Annotated in this window: 10 protein-coding genes; 1 reads left to right on the top strand and 9 read right to left on the bottom strand. The window is 41.6% G+C overall.

Translation table 11 applies throughout. The features are described from left to right. Window positions 1-29 precede the first annotated feature (29 nt). The 9 genes from IM797_RS20100 to IM797_RS20060 form a co-directional block, all read right to left on the bottom strand. Window positions 30-1,001 (bottom strand): glycoside hydrolase family 43 protein, encoded by a 972-nt coding sequence (locus IM797_RS20100; protein WP_194128975.1) that lies wholly within the window; start codon window positions 999-1,001, stop codon window positions 30-32. Between the two features lie 29 nt (window positions 1,002-1,030). Further along, on the bottom strand, window positions 1,031-3,079 hold the full coding sequence (locus IM797_RS20095; protein WP_228098985.1) for an NPCBM/NEW2 domain-containing protein: 2,049 nt from the start codon (window positions 3,077-3,079) through the stop codon (window positions 1,031-1,033). A gap of 6 nt (window positions 3,080-3,085) precedes the next feature. Further along, a complete protein-coding gene (locus IM797_RS20090) occupies window positions 3,086-4,405 on the bottom strand; it encodes a glycoside hydrolase family 43 protein (protein ID WP_228098984.1) in 1,320 nt (439 codons plus the stop codon). A 78-nt stretch (window positions 4,406-4,483) separates the two neighbouring features. Beyond that, window positions 4,484-5,353, bottom strand: a complete 870-nt coding sequence (locus IM797_RS20085) for a sialate O-acetylesterase (protein WP_228098983.1) — start codon at window positions 5,351-5,353, stop codon at window positions 4,484-4,486. A gap of 41 nt (window positions 5,354-5,394) precedes the next feature. Next, entirely contained in the window at window positions 5,395-7,335 is a 1,941-nt protein-coding gene (locus IM797_RS20080) for a sialate O-acetylesterase (RefSeq protein ID WP_194128973.1), read from the bottom strand. A 102-nt stretch (window positions 7,336-7,437) separates the two neighbouring features. Then, window positions 7,438-11,592 carry a hybrid sensor histidine kinase/response regulator transcription factor gene (locus tag IM797_RS20075; RefSeq protein WP_194128972.1) on the bottom strand — a complete coding sequence of 1,385 codons (4,155 nt, stop codon included), beginning with the start codon at window positions 11,590-11,592 and terminating at the stop codon, window positions 7,438-7,440. Between the two features lie 197 nt (window positions 11,593-11,789). Further along, the gene (locus IM797_RS20070) at window positions 11,790-12,869 is read right to left on the bottom strand and encodes an endo-1,4-beta-xylanase (RefSeq protein WP_194128971.1); all 1,080 of its coding nucleotides are present in this window, start codon (window positions 12,867-12,869) and stop codon (window positions 11,790-11,792) included. Further along, entirely contained in the window at window positions 12,866-13,549 is a 684-nt protein-coding gene (gene fsa / locus IM797_RS20065) for a fructose-6-phosphate aldolase (protein WP_194128970.1), read from the bottom strand. Before fsa ends, IM797_RS20070 begins: the two co-directional genes overlap by 4 nt. Window positions 13,550-13,591: 42 nt before the next feature. Continuing rightward, a complete protein-coding gene (locus tag IM797_RS20060) occupies window positions 13,592-15,271 on the bottom strand; it encodes a glycoside hydrolase family 43 protein (RefSeq protein ID WP_194128969.1) in 1,680 nt (559 codons plus the stop codon). A 235-nt stretch (window positions 15,272-15,506) separates the two neighbouring features. Here IM797_RS20060 and IM797_RS20055 point away from each other — a divergent pair, with 235 nt between their 5' ends. Further along, window positions 15,507-18,128 carry a glycoside hydrolase family 3 C-terminal domain-containing protein gene (locus IM797_RS20055; protein ID WP_194128968.1) on the top strand — a complete coding sequence of 874 codons (2,622 nt, stop codon included), beginning with the start codon at window positions 15,507-15,509 and terminating at the stop codon, window positions 18,126-18,128. Window positions 18,129-18,147: the final 19 nt, after the last annotated feature.

Raw genomic sequence — 18,147 nt, 5'->3', positions numbered from 1 at the left:
CAATGTATTCGTATATCATACCGATTTTACTATTTATTATTTTTTACCGCAGCCACACCATTAGTCGTTTCAATAACTTTCTGTATCGTCCCATCAGCATTATAATACATATAATCTATACAGATCGACCGCCTGTAACTCCCGCCAGTTGGTAATGCCCCGTTGTGATAAAAAAAGTAAGATTTGCCTTTAAAATCTACAATACCGGGGTGCGTAGTAAAGCTATTCAGAACATTGCCTTGTATAATACCTTTATAAATCCATGGGCCTTCAGGCTTTTCAGCCATACAATATGCTATGATTTCGGGTTTTGTACCTGCGCCAGCGTAAACGAGATAATAATGGCCATTTCTTTTGTAAACCCAGGGACCTTCAATATAATTTTGGGGTTTAAAAGCACTAATGGGACCATCCAGCTCGGTCATGTTATTTTTAAGCTTTACCCATTTGCAACTGCCGTTACCCCAGAATAAGTAGACCTGCCCGTCATCATCCACAAATACAGTAGGGTCAATATCGTCCCAGGCATGCTTCATATCTGTTGTCATCTCGTTCGTAACCAATGCTTTTCCGATAGCATCTGTAAATGGGCCTATCGGACTATCGGAAACAGCTACACCTATAGCGGCTCCACCCCTACTATTTATATCATTTTTATGAAAGGTGGAAACAAACCAGTAGAACTTATCTTTATATTCAATACACTGAGCGGCATAAGCATCGCCTGTTGCCCAGGAGAAGGTTTTAGGTGATAGCAGCGCACCATGATCCTTCCAGTTAACCATATCCTTAGAGGAAAACACATGCCAGTCGGGCATTTTGTAATTCTTGTCACGTACTGACGCTGTATCATGCCCAGCATATAAATACACCGTATTTTTATACACAATGGGTGCAGGATCAGCAGTAAAAATATGTTTTATAATGGGATTTTGTGCATTTAACTGATGCTGCGTTCCCACGATAAGCAACATCAAAATGATGATCATCTTTATTTTCATGTCTGGTTCAATTGGGTTAAAAAAATGTACTACTTCACGGAAGAGAATTTATAAAGCGCTACACCATGTATCGGCACTTCGATATTCAGTACTTCTTTTTCTGTTTTAATTTTTGCAATGTCTTTTTGTCTCCAAAGGTCACGGGCCATGACCTTACCGCTAATCCCAAGCTTTTCAAAATCCTTGTAGGAGATGTTGATTTTTTCGAGCCCAAAATTACAGAAGCCGACCGCATGGCTACCGTCTTCCATTTCTTTGACATAAATGCGTAAATCACCAATCGTATGAACACAAGTAGCCTGTTTGCCCAGCGGGTCCTGATTCAGGGCAATCACTTCATCATTGGTTAGTAGATTTAACGTGAAATCATCCAATTTCTCCATGTCACATCCGATAAGCAATGGTGCCGAAAACAAACTCCACAGACTGATATGCAGATATTGTTCGTCCGGCTTAAGCTTACTGGGATGCGGATTACCCCATCCTACAGTGCCTACTACCAGCATATCGGGATCGTTCCAGTTTCCAGGTTTAGCCCATTGGGCAGATTGATCTTGTGCCAGAATAATGTTTTTGACGCTTGTCCAGGTATCCGTAATGTCATTTGTAGTACGCCAGGCATTTCCACCAGCAGTGCCACCCCACTTCCACACATCAGACATACCGTACTGACATAAACTATATACAATGTCCCGGGGTTGCTGAAGTAAATAATCGCCCATCAGTTTAAACGGTTTAACGGCAGTAGCAAGCTGACTACCTCCATGATAAGACAATGAGCCTATTTTATAGGGATCATTACCGGGCATTCCATCAATCACCCCACCATAACTACACCAATCATATTTAAGATAATCAAATCCCCATTCCGCATATTTTTTGGCATCCTGGAGTTCATAACCGAAACTACCAACACACCCACCACAGGTCCATGGACCCGGACTTGAATACAGGCCTATTTTAAGCCCAAGGCGATGAACATCATCTGCAAGTGCCTTCATGTCACCGAACCTTGAATTTGGCAGAATATTTCCATCTTTATCGCGCAACTCACCTCTTAACGAATTGTCTTTAGCGTCGCGGTGGTTTTGCCAAAAATCATCTATATTGATATAATTCCAACCATGGTTAACCAGTCCGCTTTTTTCCATGGCCATTGCTGCGCGCATTACCTTTTCGGCAGAAACTTCTCCCGCAAAACAGTTCCAGCTGTTCCACCCCATTGGTGGTGTAAGTGAGATCTGATCTCCACAAGTAATCTTAAACTTTTTTTCGGCTTTGCCTTTTGCATTTTTAGCACGCAATAAAACAATAAAAGTCCCTTTTTTTTCGAGCTTTCCGGTGATGATGCCGCTGTTCGCATCAATCTGCAGCCCCTCAGGTAAACCTGATGCAGAAAACAACATCGGTCTATCTCCTGTAGCTGGCACTCTGAAAAGAAATGGCGAGCCTGGTCGTACGCCAAATATACTAGTTCCGTTTATCCTGGGTTTTGCCGGTGCTGGCGGAGTAAGTATATAGGGCTCTTTAGGCACTGGATTTAGGGTAGCCAAGGTATTTAAGCCCAAAGTTTCAAATTTCGCGTCTGCCCAATCTGCATGGTCATAGTAATTGCCATTACCGCCATCTGAAACCACCAGTTCAAGTTTTTGAATGCCATTTAATTTTAAATCGCATAATTTAGCCTCATCACCCGATCTCATTATACCGCTCGACCAAAGTTTTTTTGCATCTCCATAAACCATAAATTCTACGGCTGGTTGCTGGCCCTTAATTTCATCATCAACACCCACCTGGGCGCTAAAGGAACTTACTTTTCCTTGCAGGTTTATCGATAATGAACTTTCTGCATGTGTTCCAAAACCACGCTCAAAAATTTTCCCGGCAATGCTTAGAGGTTTACCATCTACAGTTTTGTTTTTTCCTGCCATTCCATAGCCCTGCGTCGCAGCACTAAGGTCTAACTCATCAAGCCAAATTGTTTGCGCTGTTAAAACGCCGGTTCCAGCAAAGAAGATCAGCACAGTAAGTAAAGAAATGTACAAAAGTTTCATATCGGTCGTTTTTTTCATCATCATTGATCTCTATTTAAATTTCCACCAGTTGAAATGGAATAAATCCCCAGTCCCACCTTTAAACACAAAGTATATATCATGCAGCCCTTCTACTTTAGCCACTTTAGTGGATGCCATTGACCAGTTTTCCATTCCACCTGTACTTTTGATCTCGCACGTGCCAAGTAATTTCCCCGTCAGACTGTCTATCCGGATTTCTATCCGGGCAGCCGAGACAGCGGCGATATTCGCATGGAATTCTTTTGGCGATTTTTTAAAATCGAGGTTTCTCACTTTAATGTAATCGCCATGATTGATGGACGTTACATACATGTCCGCATCAGCTGTAATACCTTTCTCCGTTTCAACACCCTCTCCCCAGGCAATAGTTTCAGCTTCTACACGCTTAAATGGGTCAATACGACCAGCTGCTTTTTGAATACCCTCAGATGGCAGCATTCGAATAATGGCCCCATTTTCATCAAAGAGACATTCTTCAACAGCTACGGACCGTGTAAATCCACCGCCACCTGGCAGGGCACCGTTGTGATAAAACAAATAACTTTTGCCTTTATAATCTACTAAACCGGGATGGTTTGTAAAAGCACCTCCTTTTTGAATGACAGACATGATTGTATCACGATAAAACCAGGGCCCTGTAGGTGTTGGCGCAGTAGAATAAGCCAAATGCTCCGGCACACCACCGGCCGCATACAGCATATAATACAGCGCTTTGCGTTTGTATAACCATGGGCCCTCCTCGTATGCTGACGGTCTTTTATCGGCATCTTTGAAACGGACGTTAAAACCTTCCTTATTTAAGGGAACGGTAATGATGTCTCCAGCATAGGAAATCATGTCTTTATTTAACTTTACATATTTTAGATAAGGATTTCCCCAGTATAAATATGCCTGTCCGTCGTCATCAATAAAAACAGTAGGATCAATATCTCCATTGCCGCTGTGGATTAAAGGTTTTCCAAGCGCATCGGTAAAGGGGCCCGTAGGGCTTGTAGAAACGGCAACACCAAGAGCCATGCCCTTGCCATTAGACTGATTTACTGGCACGTACCAATAGAATTTACCATTTCTAAAAATACACTGTCCCGCCCAGGCATCTTTTCCTGCCCAGGAAAAATTTTTAAGCGAAAGCACAGCGCCGCGATCAGTCCAGTTTAGCATATCTGTAGTCGAAAAACACCTCCAATCTTTCATGGTAAACCAGGTAGATTTGTCTTCATCATGCCCGGTATAGAGATAAAGTGTATCGTTATGCACCAGGGGTGCCGGATCTGCTGTATAGATGGTTTGTACAATCGGATTTTGCGACTTGCCAAATAAGGGCGCCATGCAGCACAGTATAAAGAAAAGCAAGTTAATTTTTGAGCGTGGTTTCATTTGTCCTTGATATCATGTAGGTTAATAATTCTAGTTGATGGAATACAATAAAGCAAGCATTTTATCGGCATACCGCTTTCCAAGTTCCCGATAGCCGGCCGCATCAAAATGTAGCTTGTCAGCCACAATTGTACAGCCTTTGGAAGAGATGACGTGGGCATTCGGAATGGTTTTTGGCAGGGTAGCAATAATCCCGTTCATACTTGCACAAACACCCCCCTGCTCCGCATTTACTACTTCGCCAGCCAATAAGGGGATGGAGTTTGCTTCCAGATTAAGATCCTTGAGCAAATTGTCGTAAACAATTTTCACCTTTTTCACCCATAAACTATCACCTGTATTAGACTCTCCCTGGTGCAACAAAATTCCTTTAATTACGCCATCTTTTTGCGCTTTTTTTGCCAACTCCAATAAACGTAAATAGGGGTTACCATTATACTGCTTGATGGTTCCGATCATCCATTGCGGAGCTGTAGCGATATAAGAGGCATACATGTCTCTATCGAATAACTCTATTTTACAGCCTCCCACAGCTACATTGACTACACCTATTTTTATTTGTTCCGGGAGTTTGGCAAGCAGTGTTCTCCCGAAATAATCGGCTGGGGTTAAACCTGTATTACAACGTACCAGCGGTGGCCTTGCCATATACCAGGTATCCTTTATGCGGTTGAGGTCGGGACAATCCACTGCCTGCAATACTTTGAAACGCGGACTTAGATTTACGGTATCCTGAGCCTCAGCGCGAACATGGCCTTCCATATTGGACTGTCCGAAGCACAAATAGATGTGGAAGTTAGGATCTTGGGCAAAACTTGTTGTAGCAAACAACAGAAAGAAGCCAGTCAACACCTTTATAATTAATCGATAATCTAAAACCTTATCATTCTCCATAGTCATATTATTGTTATTGATGTGCAGTTAAAATTTTTGGTTGCGATTTATTCCGGATCTGTCCGAAATGGTGAAGCAGGTAATTTTGCCAAATTATACAAATTTGGATTTACCGGGTTATCTGCCCAGGCATAACGAACATACTTCGGACTAAGGATCTGATCGGACCATACTACGATTTGATCCCCAGCAATTTTTGCATTTGCCCAAACAAACTTTCGGTCAGCTCCGGCAATTTCAAACTGGGCAGGCGAATCATCGTCTATCGTCATCATCCCCCCTCCAACATGATCAAAACTGACCACAATTTGATTGCCTTCAATTTTCGAAGATTTAAAAATTGGCCCGGAATACGTCAAATTCTTTTCCGCATAAACCAAGTGTCTAGCAATCAAAGCCAGGCGTTCCCCGATATCTTTTTTATTGTCCGGATGAATGTCATTCCATTCACCAAGATCAATGGTCACAGCCATGCCGGTGAAAGGCACCTTAAGGCTCTGCAGCATCGCTTCTCTTAACAACGCCAGGTTACTTGCAGCAGGTTGATAACGCATATCACCAAGATTGGGCAATTGAACGTATAGAAAAGGCAAATCTGGCATCGAAAACTGATTTCTCCAATCGGTAATTAACGCAGGCAGTAATTTTTTATAAGAATTGGCATTACCCACATTGTTTTCACCTTGGTACCACAGCACTCCTTTCAGACTGTAATTTCTTAGTGGAGCAATCATCGCATTGTAAAGCGAGGTAGGCTGCGCCTGTGCAGAAATAGCTGCAGGGCCTTTTCTAACAGGTGTTGCATACACTTCAGCAACCTTATATTGCCATTCACCCTTTAAATCCACAGACAATTTACCAGCTTCCAGATGGTAAGGTTTATCAGGTACAAAACCTCCTTTTCCATGCTGATTTTCTACCCTGATCACAAAAATGTTCTTTCCCGGCTTTAACACATCCGGTGTTAAAATATACCGCCTCTGCGGATATTGATACCCGGTAGCACCAACCTGCTTGCCATTGATATAAAAGCGATCTGCATCTACAATTCGTCCCATGTGAACAATTGCCGGAATTCCGGTCATACTTTCTGGTATATCAACCTCCTTCCGGTACCAGACCACCCCATCCAGCTCGCTTACTCCCTGATCCTCCCAATATCCCGGTATATTTATGTTCCGCCAACCCTTGGGTTTGTAGGCAGGATCATACCATTTGACTGCTTCCGATAAGCCTTTATCGATCCCTTCCCGCTTAACCTGATTGGATAGGGCTTTCCGATTAGTTGTATTTACATACGCCGTATCCTTATTGGTGGTTATCACTTCAGTGAGTCTGTCAAAACCTTTGAGGCCCTCCTCACTTGTCCAGGACTCAATGGAAGTACCACCCACACTTGAATTGATGATACCTATTGGAATTCCATATTCTGTAAAAATTCGTTTTGCAAAAAAAAAGGCCACTACAGAGAACTCGTTAATATCTTTCAGATTGGCCGACTTCCATTCACTCTTAGCCAGATTTTCTGACGGCCCGTTCAAATTGGCACCGGTAGGTACCCAGAATTGCCTGATTTGAGGGTAATTTGCATTGGCAATATCACTGGCATAGGTAATGTTATGCAACTTCATCTGATGAACCATATTAGACTGCCCTGAACATAGCCATACATCACCAATTAAAACACCATTCAAAAGAATGGTGTTCCTTCCTTTAAGTTTCATCGTGTAGGGTCCCCCGGCTTTCATAGCCGGAAATTTCAGCAGCCATTTTCCATCTTCCCCTGCAACTGTACTTTGATGCTTGCTGTTGAAACTAACTGTTACTTTTTCGCCCGGCGATGCCCAGCCCCATAGCTTAAATTTGGTATCACGCTGCAACACCATACTGTCGCAAATTAAACCTGGCAACTTAATCTGTGCATATCCATGTAACACCATACCCAATACAAAGTATAGAAAAAGTGTGGCTCGCTTATACTGGTTCATACATCTAAATTTAATCTGGTTGGTTAGCAGTTCAAACCTACGCCAAACCGGAAAATCCATAGAGCAGTTTTGTATAAATAGCTGTCAAAAATGTTTAATTTGTCAAATTACCTGATCTTCTGCTTTACGCTTTAAGTTCATGAATTCAGAAGGCTGCATATTGAATTTTGCTTTAAAGGATTTTGCAAAATAATTAGGCGTGGCAAAGCCCACCATGTAAGCGATCTGCGAAACATTCAGGTCACTTTTTTCCAGTAAAATGGTTGCCTTATCCAATTTCACTGACCTGATGTACTCTACGGGCGACTGACCTGTCAGCTCCAGGATTTTATGGTATAAAGAGCCCCTACTCATCCCAACATGTTTGCTTAAATCTTCCACAGAAAGTTTCGGGTTATTCAGATTCTCTTCAATATATAAAACTACTTTGTTTAGCAACCTGTCGCCATGCGATTCTATTAGTATTTCTGGTGCCTGAACCTTAATTTGCTTCGTATAAGTATCTTTAAGTGTTTTATTTAAGGCCAGTAAGTTTTTAATTTTTGCATGCAGGATTTCAAAGTTAAAAGGCTTAGTGAGGTAGTCATTTGCGCCGGTTTCAAGTCCCCTGATCTGTTCTTCTTCGCCAGTTAAGGCAGTTAGCAATATAATCGGAATGTGATTGGTCCGCTTATCTGACTTCACTTTACAACACAATTCTATTCCATTCATGTAAGGCATGGTGATGTCAGTTACGATAATCTGTGGATGATGTGCTAAAGCCTTTTGCCAGCCTTCTTGTCCGTTAGAAGCCTCATATACTTTATAAATTGACTTTAAACTATCCTTCAGGTAAAACCTGAAATCTTCATTGTCTTCTACCAATAAAACGGAAGGCATATCCATTCCATTTGCAAGTTCTTCTGTAGTTACACTTTCCAAATTGAACGAGCTATGGCCTGAAAAATCTATCGTCATTTCTTCAACAGCTTCAGTGGTTGAGAAAGGCAGTTCAATGATAAAACTACTTCCCAACCCAGGTTCGCTTTTTACCGATATCGTACCACCATGCATTTTAACAAACTCCTTTGCAATAGATAAGCCGATGCCGCTTCCCTGATTTAAAATGGGGGCCGAAGTTTCAGCCTGAAAAAAGCGATCGAATATCCTATTTTTATCTGCCTCAGTCATGCCAATACCTGTGTCAGAAACCTTAATAATTAATGAGGCATCCTGGCCATTATTTAAAAGCATGCCTTTTTCCAGTTCCAAAGAGATGGTACCACCCAGGGGTGTAAATTTAAAGGCATTAGACAATAAATTGAACAAAATACGTTCTATTTTATCCTGGTCAAACCGGGTGTAAAAGTATTTCAACTGGCTTTTAAACACCAATTGAATTTGCTTACGATCACTCAGATCATTGAAAGATTCAAGGACTTCTTTAATGAATGCAACAATATCTACCTCGGTGATATTTAACCTCAATTCCTGATCTTCCATTTTTCTAAAGTCAAGAATTTGGTTCACAAGGTTCAGCAACCTGCGGGCATTCCTTTTGATCATCCCCAAGGGTAGCGCAATCTCGTCTTGCCGCTTTTCAGTCAGCAACTTATCAACAGGCCCCATAATGAGGGAAAGCGGCGTGCGAAATTCGTGACTCAGATTAGTCAGGAACTTGATTTTCAGTTGATCCAACTCACGTAAACGTTCGGCCTCTTTACGTTCTTGCTCAATGTGCTGTTCAGCCTTCATTTTTTCCTGAACCATTGCGAATTTTAGCTTCAATTTTTGAATCCCTCTATGCCTGATGTAAAAAAGCAATCCGCTAATGCCCAATACATAAAAAATATAGGCGTATATCGTTCTCCAGAAAGGAGGCCTCACATGTATTTTTATCGCAGTTTCTGCTGTATTCCAAAGCCCGTCATTATTACTGGCCTTCACATGAAATACATAATCGCCGGGATCAAGATTGGTATAGGATACAGATTTGGAATTCCCTGCATCAATCCAATCGTTATCGAAACCCTCTAATTTATATGCATATCTGTTCTGCTCCGGCGCGGTATAGTTTACACTTACATAACTGAGTGTAAAATTTTGTTTATAATCTAAATAAACGTCTTTAGCCACAGAGATATGCTCTTTTATAGGCCCATCAGCAGCGGCAAGTATCGATGTATTGGATATTTTCAAATCTGTAAAAAGCACAGGTGCTACATTCCTGTTTTTCTTAAAATATTGAGGGTTAAAATAGTTGAAACCATCTGCACCACCGAAATAAATTTCCCCGTCTGATGAGCTAAATCCGGCACCCAGCACAAAATTATTGTTTTGCACCCCGTTATAGATTGTATAATTCGTAAACTTCTTTGTTCTGGGTTCAAAGCTGCTGATGCCTTTATTTGTACTGACCCAAATCCTACCTTGCCTGTCTTCCACAATCGCGTAAACCGTTGCATTACTGAGTCCATTTTTTTCAGAGAAAGTGTTAAACTGACCGGTCTTAGGGTCAAACAGACTTAAGCCCCCGCTAAATGTTCCAACCCAGATATTTCCAGCCCGGTCTTTCAAAACTGACATAGTCAGGTCGTTAGGCAGTTTACTATTGGCTTTATTATGAACGGTAAATTTCTTCCCGACAGGATCAAATATGGCTATACCTGAGCCATAAGAACCGATCCAGATGTTACCATTGTTGTCTTCTTCAATAAACCGGATAAAGTTATTGCCCGGATAATCATATTCATTATCGCTTTTCGGGTTTTTACAATACTTAACTAAGACTTTATTATCTGAATTCAAAACATTTACCCCGCCACCATTTGTACCGATCCAGAGCTTGCCCGACCGATCTTCTTTGATACAAAATATATCATTGGAACTTAGCGCATCTGAATGACCATTGTGCATGAACTGGCTGATTTTTTCCGAATGCAGATCCATAACAACCAAACCATTGGCATAGGTACCCATATATAGTTTTTGTGACCTCGTCATTTCCATATTCATGATGGAAATATTGCTCATCTTGCTGCCATTTGCTAAAGGCAGATGGAAACGCTTAAACAATTCGGTTTTACGATTGAACAAATTAAGGCCACCACCATCTGTACCCACAAAAATCTGATCATCCTGATATTGCGCAAATGAAGTCACAACCGGAGCATTCAGACCACTCTGGTCGAATGCATTACTTTGCTTCAATTGAAAAAGATTTAAATTGGTATCGTACTTGTCAATACTACCATGGTAAGGACCTAACCAATAAATACCCTGATTATCGATGTAAATGCAACTGATCGACTTACCTGTAAGACTGTAGATGTCTCTCGGATCTGGCTTGTACACCGTAATTTTACCCGTTTTGATATCCAGAATATTCAGCCCATCTTCTGTACCTACCCACAGTTCATTGTCCGTACTGGCTGCAATACTCATGACCATATTGTTGCTTAAAGTACCAGGATTTTTACTGTTGTGCCTAAAAATCTGAAACCCTTTTGCATCTGGCAGCAGCTTCGAAAGTCCATCTTTTGTACCGATCCATAAACTACCAGAATGGTCTTCAACAATTGATGACACATAATTATCACTCAGACTCGAAAGATCGGAAACATTATTTTTATAATGTTTAAATGAATTGGTCTGTCTTTCGTACAAGTAGAGCCCATTATTCGACCCGATCCACATCCTGTGTTTACGATCCTCATAAAGACAGTTAATCGCAATGGCGGGGAATGCTCCTTTAGGACCAACCTGTATATTAAATTTTTTGATTTTTCTGGTTTTTGGGTCGAGTACATCAAGCCCGCTAAATGACGCCACCCATATTTTTCCCGTATAATCGCTATAAACTGCACGTACGACGTCACTACTAAGGCTCTCGGCAGTATTGGCAGGGAAGCTAATAAAGGAATTGTTTTTTCGATCGTATAAACTTAAAGAGCCACCCGAGCTTCCCACCCACAAATTCCCAGCCTTATCTTCATGCAATGCCCGGATGTCATTGGCCTGTATGCCGGATGGATCATCAGATTTATGCTTGTAAACAGTAAAATTGGTGCCATCAAATTTATTCAACCCATCTTCGGTAGCAAACCACATTAATCCGAACCTGTCCTTTAATATCGCATTAACGGTATTTGAGGAAAGTCCGTCTTTTGTTTTCAGCGAAGTAAAGTTTACTTTTTGTTGTTGCGCAAATGCTGGACAGGATAGCACAGCAATGTACCATAAACAACAACACATTTTTTTCACGGCCAGGTTCAGCATATCTATTTGGTTACCAGAGTTACTTCAATTCAGTACACCTGGCAGCCATCTAAACTGCACACCTCAGTTTTGATGACCGCTTTTGATACAGGTGCTATAATTGGTTTCAGCAACTAAAGTACCTACAAAATAAATACGCGACAGCAACAAATGTATTTTTTTCCGCTACAAAAGTTTAAAACGACATCATAAACACATCATCTAAAATTAATAACTGCCTGGTAAGCCTTTTTACGTTGCAGTTGCTGATCAAATAATAGTGGATAGTTTTTTCTGCCTGGTACTGGATAATAGTCCAGCCAAGTATAACGGTCAGAGACATTCCAAAAAGTTACACTGGTTATATTTTTTTTATACTCCCTGAATATGCTAAAGATTTTCCCATACTGATCAATCTGTTTCTGCTCAAGATCTGGAGTTAGCACCTCGCTTTCACCAACTTTTTTTGGTCTCTTATTTTTTTCCCATGGATAGATTGACATGTCGAGTTCGGTGAAATGTATTTGCAGGCCTAATGAGGAATACAATTCAATAGCCTCACGCAATTCCTTTTCGGATGGTTCAAATACTGACCAATGTGCCTGCAAACCTATTCCATGAATGGGCACATGCTTTGCAATCAGTTTTTTAAGTAATCGATAAATTTTATCTCGTTTCACCGGCCGTTCCGAATTGTAGTCATTGTAAAAAAGCAAAGCCTGCGGATCAGCTGCATGAGCATACTCAAATGCTTTGGCGATGTATTCCTCACCACAGATCTGGTACCACAATGAGTTTCTTATAAATTCATCATCAGCATCCCCGATTACCTCGTTCAGCACATCCCAGGCATAAATTTTTCCCTGATATCTGCTGACCACCGTTGTAATGTGGTCTTTAAGACGTTTCAGCAGTACTTCTTTAGTAACCAGGTTACCCGTTTCGTCTTTAAACATCCAGTCGGGAACTTGCTCATGCCAGCATAAATTATGACCCCGGATTTTTAAATGATGATTTTGCGCAAAGTTGACCATTGAATCCGCATCCCGCCAGAAATAAACGTCTTCCCGGGGGTGCAATGCGTCCATTTTCATGGCATTTTCTGGTGTGATGCTGTTAAATTCCCTCAACAGTAGCCGCGATTCATCGCCGCTTAATGTACGGTTGTTTACAGCAACACCAATCGGGAAATAATCTTTATAATAATCCTTTAGTCCTAAAATCCCCTCTGTACTTTGACACCATGCAGTACAACTGATCAGAATTCCCAAAAAGAATATACCTAGTGAAGCTTTCATGATGTTACCGCAATAATATCCCTCCTTGTTCCCGCTTTTTCATAATCTGCAAGGAATGTTGCCAAACCACTTTCTGTTATTGGATGTTTCAACAGTGCTGTGATTGCATGTAGAGGAGCGGTAATGGCGTCTGCACCAGCCATTGCACAAGCAACAATGTGCAATGGCCCCCGAATTGAAGCAGCCAGAATTTCTGTAGGATAGTTGTAATTGTCAAAAATTAACCTGATCTCTTTAATGAGCGCAATACCATCTGTTGATATATCGTCTAAACGTCCTAAAAAAGGGGAAACGTAACTGGCTCCCGCTTTGGCAGCTAAAAGTGCCTGGCCGGCTGAGAAAATCAAAGTACAATTTGTTTTGATGCCCTTGGATGAAAAATGTTTGATTGCCTTGATGCCGTCTTTGATCATTGGTACTTTAACTACGATTTTAGGGTTGAGTGCCGCCAACAACTCCCCCTCCCTGATGATTTCATTAAAGCTTGTCCCAATTACTTCAGCACTGACATTATTGTCAACAATGCCACAAATTGTCTTATAATGGACATTTACGGCATCATCTCCCGTAATGCCCTCTTTAGCCATTAAACTCGGATTGGTGGTTACCCCATCTAATATACCCAGGTCCTGCGCTTCAGTGATCTGATCAAGATTGGCTGTATCAATAAAAAATTTCATATGTATGTTTGGTTAAAGTTTATATGCTGGTTTAGTATGAAACTATTTTTGATAGGTAGGGTCATTTCCCTTATAGTCAAACCATTTATAAATGGCCTTATTCTCACTTTCTGCTCCCTCAGCGGTCGCGTAAATACCATACAATGCGCCAACAAAGCCTCCGGCAACAGCAGTACTCAGGTATTTACCATCCAGCTTATTTTCCAGGAGCTGCCATTCATTTTCTTTTAATCCATACCAGAACGAATAGGTATCCTTTTCGGCACTGATCCTAAGATATAAATTCTTTTGAGCTACAGGAAGTTGCGCTTGCTTTATTAAATCCATCTTATGGGTGCCAGAATTACCTTTAAATAACTGGACAACCTCCTTTTGATCAGCAACTGATTTGCACAAATAATAGAAATGTGTTTCATTTTGGAATATAATCAAACCAGCCTTCTCGTTACCTTTACGTGCCGAAAAATCCATCGCTACAGATGCCGAACTCAACAAGTGTTGTTGTCTTCTGCCGATAAATGCGGGGTTTCCTTTTTCCAAAATGGTTTCGGGAAGCAGCTTGACTGTGAGCGCATTTTTATTTTCCTTAAAACTATACCAGGTTGGATTATGGGTACGTAAAAACAGAAACTGGTTATTCAGGCTATCTTTAAACAGTACCCTGGAGGCAAAATTGCCCGTAATTGGCAATTGATCTTTTTGTTTTTGTGCTTTCCAGTTTGCCTGATATGCATACTGTACTTCCTTATGGTCCGGATTAATTACCGGCCAGTCGTCAATCCACCTTACAGGTGCGATAAAGGTTTCCCTGCCAGTATTGTAAAAATCACCTTGATAAGGTCTAACCCCCAAAAAAACAGCATAGGTGTTGCCGTCCGGTCCTTCAACCAAATCAGCGTGACCAACAGACGATATGGGATTGCTCCGTTTCGGATCCAGATGCCGATGTGTCAGAATGGGATTTTTATCATAAGGAATATAGGGGCCCCAGACATCTTTGCTCCGAAAAACAACTTCAGAATGGTTGACACTTGTTCCCCCTTCAGCTGCCATCAGATAATAATAATTTTTTCTTTTGTAAATATGAGGTGCTTCTATCCAAACAGGTTTTTTACTGATGTCCACTCCGCCGTTTACCAAAATCTGCTCTTTTCCAATCACCTTTAACGTGGTCAGGTCCAGCTCATACATCCGCACAGTCCGATGACCACCATATAGGGGTTTATTTTCCGGCGGATCACTATTGTATAAAATAAAAGCCCTTTCGTCATCAAAAAATAGAGAAGGGTCTATCCCTCTGGCTGCTTTGATATACACGGGATCACTCCAGGGGCCTGCCGGATTGCTGGCTGTAATGATAAAATTACCACCATGGTCAATATCCGTACAGGTGATGTAAAAAACCCCTTTATGATAATTGATCGCTGGGGCAAATAATCCCCGAGATACTTGCTCGCCCATAAAATCCATTTGCGAGGGCCGGTTTATGGCACTCGCAATTTGCTTCCAGTTTTTAAGATCCTTACTATGAAATATAGGTATCCCGGGGAAATACACAAAAGTAGAGGTTACCATATAATAATCTACGCCCACTTTACATATTGCCGGATCGGGATAAAATCCAGGAAGAATTGGGTTTTGCAGGGTCAACTGCGCCCTGGCGTTTGAAAATAGCATGAGCAGCGCCATGACACAAGGAATCAGGATATTTTTTTTTTGCATGTAGGAAATATTAATTTCTCAAAATTAGCAGGCAAAAAAAAGGAACACGACCTCATTTGTTGAATTTCATGCTATAAATGTTCGGGCAGGAAATAAAATATTCAACGGCCTGACAATTCAGCAGATTGAACATTTGTTCCATCATTGATCACAAACGTACACCCGATCATCCGGTAAGCTCTATACTTTTATTAAAAAACACACTAACCAACTAAACAGCAGAAAATCGCCTTATATGAGCAGAATCAGATTAAAAATCTACTGTCTTTTGATACTATCCGTAAGTTGTATTAAAATTCAAGCCCAAACCTATCCATTTCAAGATTATAAATTATCGTTTGAGAAACGCGTTGATGACCTCGTGTCGCGATTGACACTGGAAGAAAAGGTATCGCAGATGCTGAATGCGGCACCTGCCATTGAAAGACTTGGGATTCCTGCCTACGACTGGTGGAACGAAACCCTTCATGGCGTTGCCAGAACACCTTTTAAAGTGACGGTTTTTCCACAGGCCATTGCCATGGCTGCAACCTTTGATCAAAACTCACTATTAAAGATGGCAGATTTTTCTGCAACAGAAGGAAGGGCAATCTACCATAAAGCTGTACTTGAAGGAAGAACCAGTGAACGCTACCTGGGTTTAACCTACTGGACTCCAAATGTTAATATTTTCAGAGATCCCCGCTGGGGCAGAGGTCAGGAAACCTATGGAGAAGATCCATATCTTACTGCAATGCTGGGTGATGCCTTCGTAAAAGGTTTACAGGGAAATGATCCAAAATACTTAAAGGCAGCTGCCTGCGCAAAACATTATGCTGTTCATAGTGGCCCGGAACCACTTCGCCACGTATTTGACGTGGACGTAAGTGCATATGATCTTTGGGATACCTATCTTCCGGCATTCGAGAAATTGGTGGTTGATTCAAAAGTTGCCGGCGTCATGTGTGCCTACAATGCCTTCCGGACACAGCCTTGCTGTGCCAGCGATATACTAATGACAGACATTTTACGTAAAAAATGGGGCTTTAAAGGCTATGTCTCCTCCGACTGCTGGGCGATTGATGATTTTTACAAAAATCACAAGACACATACCGATGCCGCATCCGCCTCTGCCGATGCTGTTTTTCATGGAACAGATATCGACTGTGGCACCGAAGCCTACAAAGCACTGGTTAGCGCGGTTAAAAATGGTCAGATCAGTGAAAAACAAATAGACATTTCGGTTAAACGCCTGTTCATGATCCGGTTTAGATTGGGCATGTTTGATCCGATCTCTATAGTAAAATATGCACAAACACCATTCTCCGTTCTGGAAAGTGAGCCACATAAAGCACATGCCTTAAAAATGGCGCAACAATCTATGGTATTGCTTAAAAATTCAAACCAGGTCTTACCCCTAAGTAAATCTTTAAAAAAAATAGTTGTACTTGGGCCGAATGCAGATAATGCAATTGCTGTTCTGGGCAATTACAATGGCAATCCGAGTAGCATCACGACTGTATTACAAGGCATAAAAGATAAAGTTGGTCTGCAGACTAAAATCGTATATGAGCAGGCCATTAATTTTACCAATGACACCTTGCTCACTTATCCGGATATCAACAATCAGTACAGTTATGAAGGCCAGAAAGGATTTAAAGCCCTGTATTTCAACAACAAAGATCTACAGGGTAAACCAGCATTAGTCAGAACAGAGCAGCAACTGGATCAGGCATGGCAGGAAGGAGAAATCATTAGCGCTGCTGTTAGGGCTAATCATTTCTCTGCACGATACATCACCCAATATACTGCAGCAGCCACTGGTACGATTACTTTTGAACTGGAAGCAGATGATGGGTATCGGTTTTTCGTTAACGGAAAAACAGCAATCAATGCCTGGTCCCGGAACAGATGGGGCGCAAAAACCTATACGCTTGAGACCATCAAAGATTCTGTGTATAACCTGGTTGTAGAATACTGGCAGGGAGATGGAAAGGGTAATGTGAGACTCCGTGCCGGCCGCCATCAGCAAACGGACTTTAATGCGCTCGTGCACCAGCACCAGGATGCAGATGTCTTCATTTTTGCGGGCGGTATTTCGCCGCAATTGGAAGGCGAGGAAATGAAAGTCGACTATCCCGGATTTAATGGAGGTGACCGTACTTCTATTATGCTGCCCGCAGTACAAACAAAACTGATGGCTGCGCTAAAATCATCAGGTAAACCAGTGGTCTTTGTCATGATGACAGGAAGCGCCATTGCTACGCCATGGGAGTCGGAAAACATACCAGCAATTCTCAATGCCTGGTATGGCGGTCAGGAGGCAGGTAAAGCAGTCGCCGATGTCATTTTTGGAGATTATAATCCCGCAGGTCGTTTACCCGTCACCTTTTACAAAAGTGATGAGGATCTGGCTGCATTTAACGATTACAACATGGACAATCGTACGTATCGATATTTCAAAGGTAAACCTTTGTATGGCTTCGGATATGGATTAAGTTATACCTCGTTTCATTATGAGCAGGTTCGCCTGCCAAAAGCTGTTGTAAAAGGAAAGCCGGTATCTGTCAGTGTAAGCATCACCAATACAGGTAAAATGAGTGGTGATGAGGTTGCCCAACTCTACATTCATCATCAAAATCCATCGGTAAAGACAGCCCTGAAATCTTTAAAAGGATTTCAACGGATCAGTTTAAAAGCCGGGGAGCGGAAAATTGTCAAATTCACCTTAAGCCCTACCGATCTTTCATTTGTCGATTCCAATGGAAATATCAAACAAATTAAAGGCAAAATTGAGCTGAGTATTGGCGGCAGTCAACCAGACGAATCCAATAAAACGAGCGGCAATACAATTAAAAGAATCTTATCCATCATTTAACTGACAGAGTTCACGAAAA

The organism is Pedobacter sp. MC2016-24 (assembly GCF_015223055.1).
GTDB lineage: Bacteria > Bacteroidota > Bacteroidia > Sphingobacteriales > Sphingobacteriaceae > Pedobacter.
Note: the sequence above shows the minus strand (reverse complement) of the source record. Positions and strands in the feature narration are given on the sequence as shown.